The sequence below is a fragment of the Rhizobium sp. SG570 genome (assembly GCF_012275345.1).
In the GTDB taxonomy this organism is placed as follows: domain Bacteria; phylum Pseudomonadota; class Alphaproteobacteria; order Rhizobiales; family Rhizobiaceae; genus Rhizobium; species Rhizobium lusitanum.
In genome coordinates this window covers 105223-123141 of record NZ_JAAZQI010000011.1, presented here as the reverse complement: position 1 = coordinate 123141, position 17919 = coordinate 105223, and the positions used below count along the sequence as shown (strand labels likewise).

Sequence of the window (17919 nt, the reverse complement as noted above, 5' to 3'; positions counted from 1 at the left end):
TGCAATCGGCGGCGTTAAGCCGCCGACTTCCAGTCCAGGCCGATATCGAGCGTCGGCGCGCTATGTGTCAGCCATCCGACGGAAATGAGATCGACACCGGAGGCCGCGATTGCTGCAGCGGTTGCCGGCGTGATGCGGCCCGACGCTTCGGTAATGGCTCGTCCGGCGACAATATCGACCGCCTTGCGCAACTGATCCGGCGCCATATTGTCGAGCAGCACGGCATCCACACCTTCGGCCATGGCTTCGCGAAGCTGTTCCAGCGTATCGACCTCGACTTCGATCTTGACCATATGGCCGACGCCCGCCTTGGCTCGACGGATCGCCTCGACGACACCGCCCGCAATGGCGACATGATTGTCCTTGATCAGCACAGCGTCATAGAGCGCGAAGCGATGGTTCGTGCCGCCGCCAGCGCGGACAGCATATTTCTCCAGCGCCCTCAGGCCCGGCGTCGTCTTGCGGGTGCAGACGATTAAAGCCTTGGTGCCCGCGATCGCCTCGACGATGCCGCCCGTCACGGACGCGATACCCGAGAGATGGCCGAGGAAATTCAAGGCGGTGCGTTCCGCCGTCAGCAGGCCGCGCGAGGGCCCCTCGATCGTTGCAATCACCTCGCCTGCCTCTACCTTCGTGCCGTCAGGCATGTGGCGGGTCATGGTGATGCCGGGATCGACGAGCTGGAAGGCGAGTTCGGACGCATCGAGGCCGGCGACCACACCCGGCTGGCGCGTCACCATTGCCACGCGGGACCGATGCGTCGCGGGGATCACGGCAGCGGACGTGACATCGCCGGCAAGGCCGAGATCCTCAAGCAGGGCATTGCGCACCAACGGCTCGACGATGAGGCGCGGAAGGGGAACGAGGGTCATGTCAGGCGCTCCTGACGAAGGAATAGGGAATGACGGATCTCGCGATGTCCAAGGCATCGGACAGACGCATCATACGACGCTGCATATGCTGCAGCTTCAGCGGAAAATCCGTGCGGGCGTGCGCACCGCGCGATTCCCTCCTGAGGCTGGCGAAAACGGCGATCAGCAGCGCGACGAGGGCCGGATCGGCCGCCGGACCCTCACTGTCGAACAGCGGCAGGAGGGCTGCGATCGCGCCATGAATCGCGCCGGCATTGCGCAGTACGCCGAGATGGCGCGAGACAACAGGCCGAACAAGCGACGGATCGGGTGCCACGAGACGCGCATGATCGTGCAGCAGCCTTGTCGGGCCTGCATCGATGCCGGCGATATCATGCGCCGCTCGCATGCCCATCACGGCAGCTTCCAGCAGCGAATTGCTGGCAAGGCGGTTGGCCCCGTGCAGGCCGGTGGATGCCGCCTCGCCAACGACCCATAGGCCGGGCACGGAACTGCGGCCATTCTCGTCCGTCGCCACGCCACCCATATGATAGTGGACAGCCGGACGCACCGGAATGAGATCACACGATGGATCGACGCCGGCCTCGCCGCAAAGCGCGTCGATGACAGGGAAACGCGCCGCGAAGCGGTTGCCGAGCGCCTCACGGGCATCGAGAAAAACCCGGCCTCCGCGCGCGATTTCCGCGCTGATGGCGCGCGCGACGACATCGCGGGGGGCCAACTCGGCGCCATCGACCTCAGCCATGAAGCGCTCGTTATTCTCATTGACGAGCAAGGCACCCTCGCCACGAACCGCCTCGCTGACGAGCGCCAGCGGTCGCCTGCGGCTGTCGAGCGCCGTCGGATGGAACTGCACGAATTCCATGTCGGCCAGAAGCGCGCCGGCCCGCGCGGCAAGCGCGATCCCCTGCCCGAAATTGCCGACAGGATTGGTCGTGGCCTCGTAGAGGCCGCCTATGCCGCCCGTCGCGAGCACGACGCGGGAGGATGGCAGGATGACCGTCCCCTTCTCCGTTGCACACAGCAGACCGGCGATATGGTCGCCGTCCAGCAACAGCCGTTGCGCCTCATAGCCTTCAAGCACCCTGATCGACTGCGCGCGGGCGACCGCCTCTGTAAGCGCACGGACTATGGCCGCACCCGAGCCGTCGCCTTTCGCATGCACGATACGGCGACGTGAATGAGCCGCCTCGAGGCCCAATGATAGTACGCCGGCGCCATTGCGATCGAACTGAACGCCGGCCCGCTCCAGCGCAGCGATGGCAGCGGGCGCTTCAGCGACGATGCTCGCGGCCACCTTCAAATCGCAAAGCCCGTCGCCGGCGGCAAGCGTATCGGCCAGGTGCAACGCAGCACTGTCGTCGTCACCCATGCTGGCAGCGATACCGCCCTGCGCCCAGGCGCTCGACGTTTCCCCGCCGAGCGCGGCGCGCGTTACGATCACGGTGGGTTCCGGGGCCAAGGTCAGCGCTGTCATCAGCCCGGCAAGACCACTGCCGACGATAACGATGCGACCGCTCAGTTCTTCAAGAATCTCGCTCATATCGCCAGCATCCTTTCCACCGCGCGGCGGGCGGCGACCGCGATCGCCGGATCGATCGTCACTTCATGCTGCCCCTCTTCCAACGCCTTACGGATATTCCCGAGCGTGATGCGCTTCATATGCGGGCAGAGATTGCAGGGCCGGATGAACTCCACATCGGGATGACGCACGGCGACATTGTCGCTCATCGAACATTCCGTCAGCAGCACGACGCGGGCGGGGCGCCTTTTGCCGACATAGTCGGACATGACGGCAGTCGAGCCGGCAAAATCCGCTTCCATGACAACATCCGGCGGACATTCGGGATGCGCAAGCACCGTGACGCCGGGATAATTTTCACGCAGTTGGCGCACGTCGTCGGCGGTGAAGAGTTCATGGACCTCGCAGTGTCCATGCCAGGCGATGAGCTGAACATTGGTTTCGCGCGCGACGTTGCGCGCCAGATATTCGTCCGGAAGCATCAGCACTTTCGGCACGCCGAGCGATTCCACCACCTGTTTGGCATTGCCCGAAGTGCAGCAGATATCGGATGCCGCCTTCACGGCAGCCGAGGTGTTGACATAGGTGACGACGGGAACGCCCGGATGTGCCTGTCGCAGCAAGGCGATATCCTCAGGCGTGATCGAATCCGCCAGCGAACAACCCGCGTCCATATCGGGGATCAGCACCGTCTTTTCCGGGTTCAGCAGCTTGGCCGTCTCCGCCATGAAGTGCACGCCGGCAAGGACGATGATGTCGGCGTCGACCTCGATGGCCTTGCGCGCCAGCGCCAAGCTGTCGCCGACAATATCGGCAACGCCGTGGAAGATCTCCGGCGTCTGGTAATTGTGGGCGAGAATGACGGCGTTGTGCCGCCGCTTCAGCTCGAGGATGGCCTCGACATCATCCTGAAACGTCAGCCATTCGGCTTTCGGGATGACGCGGCTGACACGATCATAGAGGGAGGGTGCGGATACGGGAAGATTCATGACCGGCTCCTTGTTATACTCACTTTGAGCATATTATGCGCAAATAGATATTCTCGATATGAGCATATGTCAATTGCGGGAGAGCGGTAATTTCGTTCCGGCGAATTCGCGTTCTTCGAGGATGGCGTGACGGAAGCGGAAGAGCTTCGCCGGGCGGCCGCCGGTCTCGCTTTCGGAGCCGCCGGTCTCCTCCACCAAGTCCTGCTGTTCGATCAGCCGTCGGAAATTCTGCTTGTGCAGCGTCAGGCCTGCCAGCGCCTCGACGGTTCGCTGCAATTGCAGAAGCGTGAAGTTCTCAGGCATGAGCTCGAAGACGACCGGGCGGTACTTGATCTTGGCCCGCAGCCGCGCCATGCCGGTGGCGAGGATACGACGGTGATCGGCAAACATCGGCCGTCCGAAAGTTCGCGACTGCTCACAGCCCGCCTCGGCGACGATACCGGCCTCGTAGAGCAGCTCGTAGCGCTGCAGAACGAGATCTTCGTTCCATGCGGCCCCGTTTAATCCAAAGGCGAAATCGATACGGCGCCGGCGTTGATCACGCCTCGCAGCGTCACCATCGACCCAGAGCGCAACGCGGGCGGCGATGTCATCGAGGACCGCCGGCCGACCTTTGCGATGGTCTTCCCAAGGGAAATATTCGTACCAGCCATGCCATCCCGGCAGGCCGCCACCGGGGGCTGCCTGTTCGCGCACCAGGCCGAGATAGCTGATCGAGATCGTTCGTCCGCCGAGGATCTCGTTGTTTCGGTCACGATCGGCGAAGGTATAAAGCTGCTCCAGATAGCCGACGGGATGAGCCGTCTGCTCCCTGATCCACTCACGAAGCCCGCTTTGCAGCGTGCGATGCCCAAGCTCGAACGGACCGGACGGCAAAGCCTCGCCCGACCGCACCGTCATCACCCTGGGATCGTTGCCCGTGACAGCCGTCAGGACCGCGATCAGCTCGGCATGCGCAAGCCCGATGGTCAAGCAAACTCCATGATCTGTTTCATCACATGCTTTCTCGCATGAAGCGAGGCGCAAGCCAATGCGCGCGCTTGCGCGCTCCACATGTCCAAGCAATCCTGAGATGACCGATGGCGTTTAACGGCTCACATAATCCGGATATTGCTCACAGATCAGATCGATGATCGATAATGTGCCGGAGAGATGCTTGCGCAAGGCTGCAACGGCCGCCTCCGGATCGCCCAAGCGAACGGCATCGACGACAGCCTGATGATCGACGATGATCTGCTCCAGTTTGCCCGGCATCGGCAGATTGAGCATCCGCAGCCGGTCGATATGTGCGCCCTGACGCCGAACTGTCGCCCACAGGCCGAGAATGTCTGCCCTCTCGTAAAGTACCCGATGAAAATCCTTGTCGAGCGTGTCAAAGAGATCGTAGGTCTCCGGCGACACGACACGTTTTTGGCGAGACAGAACCGTCTCCAGAGCCGCTGACGTCTCATCCGGCGCTTCCAGCGTCAGCCGGCGGATCGCCTCAAGCTCGATCGACAGTCGCAGGAAATGCGCTTCGGTGGCATTACGAATATCGATCCGCGAAACGACGGTTGCATATTGCGGATAGACCTCGACCAGTCCCTCCTCTTCCAACCGGATCAAGGCATCGCGCACGGGCGTCTGGCTGACGTTAAATTCGCTCTGCAGCGAGATGCGCGATAGCACCGTCGTCGGTGGCAGGCTCATGGAAAGAATACGCGACCGCAGGATTTCCAGGATCTGCGGCGCGACCTGACGGGAGCGGTCCAGGGCGAATTCTTTCGGGTTGAGCTTCACTGGCAGCCTTTCTGATCGAGAGCGTCGAACCATTAAGCACAGTTTAGGGCTTGATGCACTGATACATTAGTGCTTTAGTCCAACCAAGCCAACTCCATTTCTCAAGGGTTGGATCAATGGGGAGGAGTAGATGAGAGGATTTCTTCGCTGTCTGACCGCGGTCGGCGTGATGCTTGCCGGCACTTTTTCAGCCGGCGCCGCTGAAAAGACCGACATTTCGATCACGCGCCAGCCGGGCATTCTTTATCTCGCCAGCCACGTCATGGAGACGCAGAAGCTGATCGAGAAACACGCGGCGGCCGATGGCCTGCCCGGCGTCACGGTGGAATGGCGCACCTTCAGCGGCGGCGGCGCGCAGACCGATGCACTGCTTTCCGGCAGCGTCGACATCGTCAATACCGGCACCGGCAACCTCCTGCTGCTTTGGGATCGCACCAGAGGCAAGGTCAAGGGCATCGTCACCAATTCGGCCCAGCCGGTCATCATGGTCTCGCGCGATCCGCGGGTTCAGTCGCTGAAGGATATTCAGCAGGGCGACAAGATCGCCGTCCCGACGGTCGGCGTTTCGACGCAGGCTATCCTGTTGCAGATGGCTGCCGCGCAGATGTATGGCGACGACCAGGTGCACAAATTCGATGCCAATACCGTACAGCTCGGCCATCCCGATGCCATGGCAGCGCTTGCCAACCAGACGCATGAGGTGAAGAACCACTTCTCCGCCCCACCCTTCCAGTATCTGGAGCTGAAGCAACCGGGCGTTCATAAGGTCATCGATTCCCGCGACATCATCGGCGGCGAGCTGACCCAGGGCACCTTCTTCACCACGACCCAGTTTGCCAGCGCCAACCCGACGATCATCAAGGCGGTGCGCGAGGCGACGGCGGAAGCGATCGATTTCATCAAAAAGGACCCGAAATCGGCGGTGGAAGCCTATAAGACGGTCAGCGGCGACAAAACTGGTGTCGACGACCTGCTGGCGATCCTCAATGAGCCGCACATGATGGAATTCCGCATGGACCCACAGGGAACCATGAAGTTCGCAGCCCATCTCTACAAGACCGGCACACTGAAGACGATGCCCAAGGCCTGGACCGACTACTACCTGCCGGAAGCAGCCGATCTCAACGGCAACTGACGCCTGCGGGCAGCGCGAATGCCGCCTTCAAGCCATTTCGTGGAGGAGCCCTCATGCTTCAGACAAAAATTGCCGCCGACAAGCCCACAACAGAAACGGCAACCGCAAAGCCGCTGTTGAATGTCGATAAGGTGACGCTGCGCTACAAGACGCCGAATCTCCTCATCACCGCGACGGAAAACGTCAGCTTCTCGGTTGCCCAGTCCGATCGCTTCGTTCTCCTCGGACCCTCGGGCTGCGGAAAATCGACCCTGCTGAAGGCCATCGGTGGCTATATGACGCCAACGGCGGGCCGGATCGAAATCAAGGGACAGCCGGTCAAGAAGCCCGGCGCCGACCGCATGATGGTCTTCCAGGAATTCGACCAGTTGCTGCCGTGGAAGACAGTGCTCGAAAACGTCATGTTTCCGCTGACGACGGCACGCCGCCTGCCACGCAGGGAAGCCGAGGCCATCGCCCGCGACTATATCGAGAAGGTGAAACTGACACGCGCTGTGGACACCTATCCGCATATGCTTTCCGGCGGCATGAAGCAGCGTGTCGCAATCGCCCGCGGCATGGCCATGCAGCCCGATATCCTGCTGATGGACGAGCCCTTTGCCGCACTCGATGCGCTGACCCGCCGCCAGATGCAGGATGAGCTGCTGCAGCTCTGGGAAGATACCCGCTTCACCGTCATCTTCGTTACCCATTCGATCGCCGAGGCGATCAAGATTTCCAACCGCATCCTGCTGCTGTCGCCGCATCCGGGCCGCGTCAAGGCCGAAGTACGCGATGTGGAATCGGTCCGCAATGACGCCGCGGCCGCCGCGAAGCTGGAGCAGGAAATCCATCACATGCTGTTTGCCGAACAGGGACACAGGGAGTGAGACCATGAGCGCACCGCAGATCATCCTTGCCCCCGAGACGGCCGAAACGGTCGGCCATATCGCCGCCGTCGAACAGAAGCTCGGCCCGCTGGAGCTCCTCTGGCAATCCGGTCTCTTTCGCAAATCACTGCTGATCGTCGCCCTTGCCATCATCTGGGAGACCTATGCCCGGCATCTCGACAATCCCCTCCTGTTCCCGACGCTCAGCGACACGCTGACGGCGCTCTACGATCGGTTCGCCGACGGCGTCCTGCCAGCCCGCATCTGGACCACCTTGAAGGTGCTGGTGACGGGTTACGTCTCGGGAACGGTGCTTGCCGCCATCCTCACGGTCGTCGCGATCAATACCCGCATCGGCACCGATTTTCTTGAAACCATGACGGCGATGTTCAACCCGCTGCCGGCAATTTCGCTGCTGCCGCTCGCCCTCATCTGGTTCGGTCTCGGACCGGCAAGCCTCGTCTTCGTACTCATACATTCAGTACTTTGGGCTGTCGCGCTCAACACTCATGCCGGTTTCCTCGGCGTCTCGCGCACGCTGCGTATGGTCGGCGCCAATTATGGGCTGACCGGACTTTCCTATGTCTTCCGCATATTGATCCCGGCCGCCTTCCCCTCGATCCTGACCGGACTAAAGATCGGGTGGGCCTTTTCGTGGCGTACGCTGATTGCCGCCGAACTTGTATTCGGCGTCTCCTCCGGCCAGGGCGGCCTTGGCTGGTTCATCTTCGAAAACCGCAATCTTCTCGACATACCCTCGGTCTTCGCCGGCCTGCTGACTGTGATCGTCATCGGGCTTATTGTCGAGAACCTGGTCTTCCAGACGATCGAGCGTCGGACCCTGCAAAAATGGGGCATGAAGGAATGATGCGGCGCATCGACTTATCGCTTCCACCAACATTCGGATACAAGGCTGGAATACAATGAGCAGCAGGAAAACACCGTCGGAACTGCGCAGCGCCAGATGGTTCTCCCCGGACGATCTCAGAAGTTCGGGGCATCGTTCGCGCACCATGCAGATGGGTTATGCGCCCGAAGAATGGACCGACAAGCCGGTCATCGCCATCCTAAATACCTGGTCCGATGCCAACCCTTGCCACGCTCATTTCAAGCATCGCGTCGAGGATGTGAAACGCGGCATCCTGCAGGCCGGCGGCTTTCCGTTGGAACTGCCCGCCCTGTCGCTGTCGGAAAGCTATGTGAAGCCAACGACCATGCTCTATCGCAACATGCTGGCGATGGAAGCTGAAGAGCTGCTGCGCTCGCATCCGGTCGACGGCACTGTCTTGATGGGCGGCTGCGACAAGACTACGCCCGGCCTCGTCATGGGCGCGCTCTCCGCGGGGCTGCCGATGATCTATCTACCGGCCGGCCCGATGTTGCGCGGCAATTACCGCGGCGAATATCTGGGCTCCGGCTCGGATGCCTGGAAATTCTGGGACGAGCGCCGCGCCGGCACCATTTCGGAGAAGGAATGGGTCGACGTCGAGGCCGGTATCGCCCGCTCCTACGGCCACTGCATGACCATGGGCACGGCAAGCACCATGACGGCGATCGCCGAGGCGCTCGGCCTGACATTGCCCGGCGCCAGCTCCATTCCGGCACCGGATGCCAACCATATCCGCATGTCCTCAGCCGTCGGCCGTCGCATCGTCGAGATGGTATGGGAAGATCTCATTCCCTCCAAGATCGTCACGGAAGCCGCGGTTAACAATGCCGTCGCGGTGGCAATGGCGACGGGCTGTTCCACCAATGCCGTCGTCCATCTGATCGCCATGGCGCGGCGGGCCGGCGTCAATCTCTCGCTTGACGATCTCGACACGGCGGGCCGCACCACGCCGGTGCTCGCCAACATCAGGCCGACCGGCAAGACCTATCTGATGGAGGATTTCTATTACGCCGGCGGCCTCAGAGCGCTGATGGCGAAGCTCTCTTCCAAGCTCGACCTGTCGGCACTCACCGTATCCGGCGTTACGCTCGGCGAAACGCTGGAAGGTGCCAAATGCTACAATGACGACGTCATCCGCTCGCTCGACAATCCGGTCTATCATGAAGGCTCGCTCGCGGTGCTGAAGGGCAACCTTGCTCCAACAGGCGCCGTCATCAAGCCGGCCGCCTGCGATCCGCGCTTCCACAAGCATCAGGGGCCGGCGCTGGTGTTCGACAGCTATCCGGAGATGAAAGCGGCGGTGGACGATGAAAATCTCGACATCACGCCAGACCACGTCATGGTGCTGCGCGGTGCTGGCCCACAGGGCGGGCCGGGCATGCCGGAATGGGGCATGCTGCCGATCCCCAAGGCGCTCTTGAAGCAGGGTCATCGCGACATGCTCCGCCTCTCCGACGCCCGTATGAGCGGCACCAGCTACGGCGCCTGCATCCTGCATGTATCCCCGGAATCCCATGTCGGCGGCCCGCTGGCCTTGCTGCGCAACGGCGATATCGTTCGTCTCGATCTCGAAGCGCGGCGCATCGACATGCTTGTCGACGAAGACGAATTGCAACGGCGGCGCGACGCCTGGGTCAAACCTGCCGAGAAATTCGGCCGCGGCTATGGCTGGATGTTCTCGCGCCATGTGGCGCAGGCCGATACGGGCTGCGACTTCGACTTCCTGGAAACCAGCTTCGGCCCGACGCCGGGCGAACCCGACATCTATTGATCGCAAAGGATATTCTGTATGAGCAACTACGTGCTGAGCAACGAGACGCGCAACAAGCTGATGGGGGTCGCAACACCGACGATCGCCACGGCCCTCTTCAAGCGCGGATTGCGCAACCAGTTCATCCAGGATGTCCGGCCGCTCTCGCCGAAGAAGGCGAACATGGTCGGCCAGGCCTTCACCCTGCGCTATATTCCGGCGCGCGAAGACCTCAACACGCTCGAAGTCTTCCGTAATCCGGAACATCCCCAGCGTGCCGCCGTCGAACAGTGCCCGCCCGGCGCCGTTCTGGTCATGGACAGCCGCAAGGATGCGCGCGCCGCATCGGCGGGCTCGATCCTGATCTCGCGCCTGCAGATGCGCGGCGTGGCCGGCGTCGTCACCGACGGCGGTTTCCGCGACAGCCCGGAAATCGCCGCCCTTGATATTCCCGCCTATCATCACCGGCCGTCCGCACCGACAAACCTGACGCTGCATCAGGCCATCGAGATCAACGGTCCGATCGGCTGTGGCGACGTCGCCGTTTTCCCCGGCGACGTCCTTGTCGGCGACAATGAAGGCGTCATCGTCATTCCCGCACATCTGGCAGACGAAATAGCAGACGAGACCGTGGAGATGACGGCTTACGAGGACTTCGTGACCGAGGAGGTCATGAACGGCGCCACCATCATCGGTCTCTACCCAGCAACCAGCGACGCCCCGAAGCTCAAATTCGCCGAATGGCGAAAGAAAAAGGGCCGCTGACGGCGGCCCTCATGGCAACAACGTAGCCACGGGAATGTCCGTTACTCCTCGATTCCGGCTGCGCTTCTCGCCAGCATGCACAGGAAATCCACGTCGTCGCCGATCAGGGCGTCGATAATGCCGTCCTTGACGCAATGCCGGATCATGGGAAGCAGGTCCCTGCCGCCTTGCCAGAAGATGGCGAGTTTTTCCGGTAGCGGCAGGCTCAATCGCACAGCGATCCCAGCCTCCTGCAGGGCCTCGGCATCGGCTCGATGAAAGCGATTGAGCTCCAGCGACACGCCATCTATCCCGCCTGATCGCATGGAGGCGACGATATCGACCGGACGATGATGAAGGATCGCTTCCGTCTGCAGGTGGGGCTCGATCTCCTTCACCCGCCGCAGATCGAGGTGATCGAAGGAGGAGATGGCGACGTGCTCGAAGGCATCCATGTCCCTCAGCGTCCCGATCATGATGTCGGCCAGCCTGTCGGGCCGCTCCTGCTCCTTCATCTCGATGGCGAGGCGCGTGTCCGTCCGCTTCGCCCAGGAGACCACCTCGGCGAACGCCGGCGCGCGCGTGCCGGCAAAACGCGCATCGAATTTCGCGCCTGCATCGAGCGTCAGAATATGGTCGAGATCATGATCGGCGACGAAGCCTCGGCCGCTCGTGGTGCGATCCAGCGTCTTATCGTGCATCACGACGATCTTGTCGTCGCGCGTCAGCATCAGGTCGATCTCGGATTCGTTGGCGCCGGCGTCCACCCCTTTCTGGAAGGCAAGGATGGTATTTTCCGGGAAATGTCGGCTGAAGCCGCGATGGGCTGCGATGCGCAGCAGGCCGTGACGAGCGGCATGAAGAGGTAAAGGCAATGGAAGTCTCCTTGGATAATCGAATGTTTTCAGCAAAAGCTTAGTGCAGCGTCGGGTCGAAGGCGTCGCGCAAATAGTCGCCGATCAGGCTGATCGACAGCGACAGCAGGAAGATCACGATGCCCGGCAGCGTCGAAATCCACCATTCGGTCATGATGTAATCACGCCCTGCGCCGACCATGCTGCCGAGGCTGACGAGCGGCGGCTGGATACCGAGGCCCAGGAAGCTCAGCGCCGATTCCTGCATCAGGATTTCGGGCAAGATCACTGTGAGATTGACGAGAACCACCGAGAGGATATTCGGCAAGACATGCAGGAAGGCGATGCGGGGTGTGCCGGCGCCATTGCGCTTCAGGGCTGCGACATAGCCCCGCTCCAGTTCCAGGCCGGCCATGGTGCGAACCAGCCGGGCGTAACGCTCCCAGCCGTAGAGGCCGAGCAGCGCCATGAAAAGCCAGAGGTTGTCGCCGAAGAAGGCGAGAACGGCGAGCGCGATGATCAGAAACGGCATCGATGCCTGGAAGTCCACCGCCACCCGGATCAGCATGTCGGCAAAGCCGCGGCGAAACGCGGCGAGCAGTCCAAGCGTCGTTCCGAGCGCCAGGCTGATCACTGAGGCGCCGAGCGCGATCAGCAGGCTGGTCCGCACGCCATACAAAATCCGGCTCAGAATATCGCGGCCAAGCTCGTCCGTGCCGAGAACGTGCTTGAATGTGCCGCCGAACAGGAGCGGCGGCGCCTTGCGGGCATGGAGATCGATCTGCGCAAAGCCATAGGGCGCAAGCGCATTGGCAAAGATCGCAACCAGAATGAACGTGACAAGCACGATCGCGCAAGCCGCCGTCGTGAGATCGAGACGCGGGCTACGCGACGCTTTCTCCGACTTGATCTTGGGGAGCGCATCGGCGCCGGTCGCGGCGTTCGTCATGATGATGACCTTTCGAAGTGGCCGATCAGGCCGATGCCCGATGCCGCAGGCGCGGATCGGCGAGAATGTAGAGACAATCGATGAGGAGATTGGCGCTCACCATCGTCGCCGTGATGAGGATGACGATGGTCTGCACGATGTTGAGGTCGCGCTGCGCCACCGACGAAACGAGAAAGCGGCCGACGCCGGGCCAGGCATAGACGGTCTCGACAACAGCCGCGCCGCCGACCATGCCGCCGACGAGAAAGCCGAGCATGGTCAGGAGCGGCAGGGCCGCATTCGGCATGACATGCTGCCAGAGTACCGCGCTCTCGCCGATCCGCTTGGCGCGGGCGGCCAGGATAAAGCGCTGGCCTAGCACTTCCAGCACGCTCGAACGAACGAAACGAGCGATGATACCGGCATTGTAAAGACCGATCACCAGAACAGGCATGACCAGATGCGCCGCCGTCGATCCGCCGCCGCTTGGCAGCAGCCGCAGCGACACGGCGAACAACTGAATAAGCAGGATTGCGATCAGAAAATTCGGCAGGGAATGCATCAGCACCGCCAGCATCATCACGAAACGGTCGATCAGACCCCCGCGATTGCGCGCGGCCAGAATGCCAAGCGGCACGCCGGCGCCAAACGCCAATATCAGCGCCGCGCCCATCAACTCCAGCGTCGCCGGCACCTTCGAAAGGACCAGCGTCAAGGCATCCTGCCCGTTCAGCAGCGACGTGCCGAAATCCCCGCGCAACAGATGGCCGAGATAGGAGAAATACTGGATGTAGAGCGGTTGATCGAGACCCCATTGCTGCCGCATCAGCGCCACCACTTCCGGCGGCGTCTCGACGGGCAACAGCGAATGCAGGGGATCGCCGCTGATACGCAGGATGATGAAGGTAAAGGTGATCGCCAAGAAGAGCGTGACGAGGGCCCTGAAGAGCGCGCGCAGGATGGATTGAAGCATGGCCCGTTCCTTCAGAGCGTTTCAAGAACGGCGGCTGCCTGCCGCATCTTGTGGCGACGTCCGCGCGGAACGGCAGACAGAAGCTTTGCCGTGTAGGGATGAGCTGGGTTTGCGAAGACCTCCTCGGTCGGGCCGGTCTCGACGATCTGCCCAGCCTCCATGATCGCTACGCGATGCGAGACATGGCGGACCACCCGCACGTCGTGGCTGATGAAGAGCAGCGACAGGCCACGGGCGCGCTGCAGATCGAGCAGGAGATTGAGAACCTGAGCCTGCACCGAGACATCGAGCGCCGAGACCGGCTCGTCGCAGAGCAGGATCTTCGGCTCGACGATTAGAGCACGCGCGATGGCCACGCGCTGGCGCTGGCCGCCCGAAAGCTGATGCGGGAACTTCTGTAGCGCGGAGACCGGCAGGCTGACGGCCTTGAAGGTCTCGGCAGCGCGGTCGGACCGGCTCGACGGATGGCCAATGCGGTGGATCGCCAGTGTCTCCTGCATCTGGTGGCCGACGCTGCGGCGCGGATCGAGCGCGCCCAGCGTATCCTGCGAAATTACCTGCAGATGCCTGGCCAGCCCGCGCCGGTTCGGCTTCATTAAGTCGTCAAAGGATTGGCCGAACAATTCGATGGCGCCCGATGTCGGCATCCGGTCGCCGCAGAGAAGCGAGGCGAGCGTGGATTTGCCGCAACCGGACTCCCCGACCAGACCCAGCGTCTCGCCGGGCTTCAATTCCAGGCTCACATCCTTGATCGCGTGAAATCCCTGGGCTCGCCCAGGCCAGAGGGAGAAGCCGGGCGAATAGGAAAATTGCAGATTGCGGGCGGCAAGCGCGAGGCCGGCTTCATCCCCATTCGATGGGATTGGTTTCTCAAGCGTCATGGGAGCTCCATGGATTGAAGCAGGCAAGCGACGCCCTGCCGGCGATCAGCGGCGGAACGGCCGTCGCGCAATGGGTCTCGACCCGCGAACAACGTGGCGCGAAGGCGCAGGCCAAAGGCTTGGCATCGTGCAGCTTCAGCTCGCCTGGAATATCGGCGAGCTTTTCGAGCGGCTTGCCGCGGCCCGGCATCGCCTCCAGCAGCAACCGCGTATAGGGATGGCGCGGATTGTCGTAGAGATCGTCTGTCCGGTTGATCTCGACCAGCGAGCCCGCATACATGACCGCGATACGGTCGCAGACCTCGGAAACCAGATCGAGATCGTGGCTGATGAAGATCATCGGGATGCCGCGCTCGCGCACCGCCTTGACCAGCAATGCCACGACCTGCGCCTGAACGGTGACGTCAAGCGCGGTGGTCGGCTCGTCGGCAATGATCAGCCGCGGCTGCATGGCAAGCGCCATGGCAATCATCACGCGCTGGCACATGCCACCGGAAAATTGCGCGGGATAGGCGTTGTAACGCGTCTCCGGCTGCGGAATAGCGACCTCCGCCAGCAGCCGCAGGGCCTCGGCCCTGGCTTCGCTTGCCGACAGGCCGGCGCTGACAGCCGCTTCGGCGATCTGGGAGCCGATCGTGCGGACCGGATCGAGACAGGAGACGGGCTCCTGAAAGATCAGGCCGATGGGCGGCAGCTTTGCGCGCGCCATCCCGCTAAGCTCCGCAGCATCGTACATGGCATCTTCGAAGGAAATATAGCCGGTGGCACTCGCCGTCGGACCCAAGAGGCCGGCAAGGGCAAGACAAGTCATGCTCTTGCCCGACCCGCTCTCCCCAACGATGCCGAGGATTTCACCCTCGGCAAGATCAAAGGAGACATTGTTGATCGGATGAACCCGGCCCGCGCCCGTTCTGAACGAGACACTCAGATTGTCGACCGAAAGAATGGGCGTTGCCATCGCGACGATGCTCAGCTCTTCTGCTCTTCGAAGGCAAGGCTGCCGGCACCGAGATCCATCTGGAAGGCCGGCAGCGGCTGCCACTTGATGCCTTTGCGGATACCGAAGAAGACGGCATTCTGGTGCAGGACAGTAACACCCGGATCCTGCCACTCGATCAGATGCAGCATGTCGCGGAAGATCTTGGCACGTTCGGCCGGATCGACGGCCTGCTCCATCTTCGCGCCCAGGGCGTCGAAATCCGCATTCTGCCAGATCTTGAACGAGTTCAACGAGCCGGCCGAGCTGAATTGCGTGAAGAAGGAAATATAGGGGTCGGGGATCTGCCCGGTGCTCGACCAGTTGCCAGTGGCTCGGGTCGACGAGTTTTCGAACAGCTTGCCGCTTTCGACGAACTTCATCTTGGCGTTGACGCCGACGGCCTGCCACATGGCGACGACGGCCTGCGTGACGGGATTTTCCGCCGTATAATAATTGTTCTGCGAGCGAATCTCGATTTCTTCGCCGTTATAGCCGGCATCCTTCAGGAGCTGCATCGCCTGATCCGGATCGTACTTGTAAGCCGGATAGTCCTTGAGATAGACGGGACCGTAGAGTTCGAACTGCAGGCCGTTCGGCACCCTGGTGCGGCCGTTCCAGATCGTATCGACGATCGCCTGACGGTCGATAGCGAGAATGAGTGCCTGGCGTACGCGCGGGTCCTTGAGCGCCGGATTGTTCTTGTCGAAAAACAGGATGCGGTGATTGGGAACCGGACCGCCGACGATCTCATGGCCGGCGCTGGCGGTCACGACCGCAAGCTGATCCGGCGGCAGGTCCGTCGCGATGTCGTAGTCGCCGGCGAGCAGTCCGGCGATGCGCGAGGAGACTTCCGGGACGATGCGCAATGTCACGCGCTTGGCGGCCGGCTTGCCGCGATATGCCTGATCATGCGACGCGAGGATCACATTTTCATTGGTCGCATAGCTCTCGACCTTGTAGGGGCCGGCGCCGACCGGCTTCTGGCGCCATGTGGTCCAGTTGCCGCCGTTCTTCTGCCATGCGTCCTTGCTGATGACGACGGCGGCATAGGATGCCAGGCGCTGCAGGAAGATCGGATCCTGGAATTTCGTGATGAAGCGAACCGTCAGCGGATCGACCACCTCGACATGATCGAGGCTGGTGAAATTGGTGCGATAGACGGGGTAGCCCGGCGCATCCTTGTTCAGGAGTCGCTCGGGGCCGAAAGAGAAGGCGACATCCTCGGCCGTCATCTCGCGGCCGTCGTGGAAGATCACCCCCGGACGCAGCTTCATTTCCAAAATGGTCGGCGAGACCCAGGTCCAGGATACCCCAAGATTGGGCTTCACCGAGAAGTCGCCGCGCATGTCGAGCGCAAGAACCGTCTCGTGAATGGAATAATTGTTTCGGAAGGCGACGTTGCTGGCCGCATCGACGGGCTCCTGCGATACCGGATTCTGCTGAACCGCGATGCGAAGCTCGGGTCTTTTGTCATCGCCATCCCCAGCGGAAGCAGACAGTGCCGGCACGAAGACGGAGAGTCCTGCCGCCGCTCCCATGAAAAGCGTCGTGCGGCGGGTAATGGCCATATTGAGGCCGGTGAGCAGGGTATCGGACATCGGCACGCTCTCCTTTTAAGGGCTTGCACAAACGTTTGCGCAAATAAGAAAGGACCACTTGCGCTCAAAACTGCCGTTTCAACTACGCAAGGGAGAATGGCCGCAAACTAGGGGAGCACGATGACGCACGTATGACAAGTTCAGGCGGCACGAAGCGCATCGGGCGCTTTGTAATGCGTGCTTCCAGTGGAAGATTCGACAGCTCAACCAGAAGGTCAAGCGAGGCTTCGCACAGCGAATCCGTCGGTTGTGCCACTGTCGTAAGCGGCGGCGCCCAATAGGCTGTATCGGGCACATTGTCGTAGCCTACAACGGATATATCGGCGGGAATCCGCAGCCCGATGTCGCGCAGAAATGCGACGACCTCGATCGCAAGGCCATCGCTCCCACAGATGAGGGCCGTCGGATGCGTCATGGGCGAAGCCAGGATGCTCTTGAACGCGTCACGATCGCTATCACTCCTCTCGAAGGAGATGACATCGCCGACGATGGCACCCGCGCTGCCGCCAACCACGTCCTGAAAGATCGACAGGCGATCACGAAGCGCGCTGCGGCTCACGCGGTAGACGAAGGAGATGCGGCGGTGTCCCAATCCCGTCAGATGGTCGAACAGCAGGGTCATGCCATGACGGTCGTCCGTCACGACTGCAGGCAGCGGACCGGTCAACCCCGCGCCGAGCGTCACATGCGCCTTGCCCATGCGATCCAGATGATCGCAAAGGGCCTGCTGACCGGGGAGATCGCTGACCATGATCACGCCGTCGAAGAAATCCTCCTGGAACAGGCGTAGCTGGCCGGCGACCTCGCCAGCCTCCGCCTTCGCCTGCGCGACCAGCAGTTCCACCCCTCGCCGCTGAGCCGCCGCCTGAAGGCGGCTTGTCAGATGCGGCTGATAGTGACCCGAAAGACTGTTGACGATGGCACCGAACACACCGGTTCTGTGTGTTCTGAGCGATGTCGCCAGCCGGTTGACGACATAACCGACACTGTTTGCCGTCGCCCTGACGCGTTCCTGTGTCTCCAGGCTGATGCGGCTATCGGCATGACCGTTGAGGACGCGGGAAACCGTCGTAGCGGAAACGCCGGCCAGCCGCGCAACCTCAAGAATACCGATTCTCCTGGGTGTTTTCATATCGCCTTGCACAACCTCTTCCGCC

At 61.9% G+C, this 17919-nt stretch carries 17 protein-coding genes; 5 read left to right on the top strand and 12 right to left on the bottom strand.

From position 1 onward, the window contains the following. Positions 1-14 precede the first annotated feature (14 nt). The 5 genes from nadC to FHT28_RS21860 form a co-directional block, all read right to left on the bottom strand. A complete protein-coding gene (gene nadC / locus FHT28_RS21880) occupies positions 15-872 on the bottom strand; it encodes a carboxylating nicotinate-nucleotide diphosphorylase (protein WP_210255825.1) in 858 nt (285 codons plus the stop codon). 1 nt (position 873) lies between these two features. Continuing rightward, positions 874-2415 (bottom strand): L-aspartate oxidase, encoded by a 1542-nt coding sequence (locus FHT28_RS21875; RefSeq protein ID WP_168597344.1) that lies wholly within the window; start codon positions 2413-2415, stop codon positions 874-876. Further along, positions 2412-3383: a quinolinate synthase NadA gene (nadA, locus tag FHT28_RS21870; protein ID WP_168597343.1), complete on the bottom strand. Its 972-nt coding sequence runs from the start codon at positions 3381-3383 to the stop codon at positions 2412-2414. Before nadA ends, FHT28_RS21875 begins: the two co-directional genes overlap by 4 nt. 69 nt (positions 3384-3452) lie before the next feature. Next, entirely contained in the window at positions 3453-4355 is a 903-nt protein-coding gene (locus tag FHT28_RS21865) for a membrane protein (RefSeq protein ID WP_037192336.1), read from the bottom strand. A gap of 114 nt (positions 4356-4469) precedes the next feature. Beyond that, positions 4470-5162, bottom strand: a complete 693-nt coding sequence (locus FHT28_RS21860; RefSeq protein WP_047554718.1) for a GntR family transcriptional regulator — start codon at positions 5160-5162, stop codon at positions 4470-4472. Positions 5163-5292: 130 nt separating this feature from the next. On the opposite strand from FHT28_RS21860, the gene FHT28_RS21855 reads away from it, so the two are divergent. The 5 genes from FHT28_RS21855 to FHT28_RS21835 are packed head-to-tail and all read left to right on the top strand — an operon-like array spanning position 5293 to position 10570. Next, on the top strand, positions 5293-6297 hold the full coding sequence (locus FHT28_RS21855) for an ABC transporter substrate-binding protein (protein ID WP_037192340.1): 1005 nt from the start codon (positions 5293-5295) through the stop codon (positions 6295-6297). Positions 6298-6350: 53 nt separating this feature from the next. After that, positions 6351-7166 (top strand): ABC transporter ATP-binding protein, encoded by an 816-nt coding sequence (locus FHT28_RS21850; RefSeq protein ID WP_051963302.1) that lies wholly within the window; start codon positions 6351-6353, stop codon positions 7164-7166. Positions 7167-7170: 4 nt separating this feature from the next. Continuing rightward, positions 7171-8034, top strand: coding sequence for an ABC transporter permease (locus tag FHT28_RS21845; RefSeq protein WP_037192342.1), 864 nt, complete (start codon positions 7171-7173; stop codon positions 8032-8034). A gap of 55 nt (positions 8035-8089) precedes the next feature. Further along, on the top strand, positions 8090-9826 hold the full coding sequence (gene araD / locus FHT28_RS21840) for an L-arabinonate dehydratase (protein ID WP_168597342.1): 1737 nt from the start codon (positions 8090-8092) through the stop codon (positions 9824-9826). Between the two features lie 18 nt (positions 9827-9844). Continuing rightward, positions 9845-10570 carry a ribonuclease activity regulator RraA gene (locus tag FHT28_RS21835; RefSeq protein ID WP_168597341.1) on the top strand — a complete coding sequence of 242 codons (726 nt, stop codon included), beginning with the start codon at positions 9845-9847 and terminating at the stop codon, positions 10568-10570. A 41-nt stretch (positions 10571-10611) separates the two neighbouring features. Here FHT28_RS21835 and FHT28_RS21830 read toward each other — a convergent pair whose 3' ends face one another. The 7 genes from FHT28_RS21830 to FHT28_RS21800 form a co-directional block, all read right to left on the bottom strand. Beyond that, the gene (locus FHT28_RS21830) at positions 10612-11424 is read right to left on the bottom strand and encodes a glycerophosphodiester phosphodiesterase family protein (RefSeq protein ID WP_168597340.1); all 813 of its coding nucleotides are present in this window, start codon (positions 11422-11424) and stop codon (positions 10612-10614) included. Between the two features lie 40 nt (positions 11425-11464). Next, on the bottom strand, positions 11465-12352 hold the full coding sequence (locus FHT28_RS21825; protein ID WP_168597339.1) for an ABC transporter permease: 888 nt from the start codon (positions 12350-12352) through the stop codon (positions 11465-11467). A gap of 25 nt (positions 12353-12377) precedes the next feature. Further along, the gene (locus FHT28_RS21820) at positions 12378-13304 is read right to left on the bottom strand and encodes an ABC transporter permease (protein ID WP_168597338.1); all 927 of its coding nucleotides are present in this window, start codon (positions 13302-13304) and stop codon (positions 12378-12380) included. 11 nt (positions 13305-13315) lie between these two features. After that, complete coding sequence (locus FHT28_RS21815; RefSeq protein WP_168597337.1) at positions 13316-14185, bottom strand: ATP-binding cassette domain-containing protein; 870 nt, start codon at positions 14183-14185, stop codon at positions 13316-13318. Continuing rightward, positions 14175-15143, bottom strand: coding sequence for an ABC transporter ATP-binding protein (locus FHT28_RS21810; protein ID WP_168597336.1), 969 nt, complete (start codon positions 15141-15143; stop codon positions 14175-14177). The genes FHT28_RS21815 and FHT28_RS21810 overlap by 11 nt, the downstream gene beginning before the upstream one ends. A gap of 11 nt (positions 15144-15154) precedes the next feature. Further along, positions 15155-16762: an ABC transporter substrate-binding protein gene (locus FHT28_RS21805; protein WP_168597335.1), complete on the bottom strand. Its 1608-nt coding sequence runs from the start codon at positions 16760-16762 to the stop codon at positions 15155-15157. 82 nt (positions 16763-16844) lie between these two features. Next, entirely contained in the window at positions 16845-17894 is a 1050-nt protein-coding gene (locus FHT28_RS21800; RefSeq protein ID WP_168597334.1) for a LacI family DNA-binding transcriptional regulator, read from the bottom strand. Between the last annotated feature and the right edge of the window lie 25 nt (positions 17895-17919).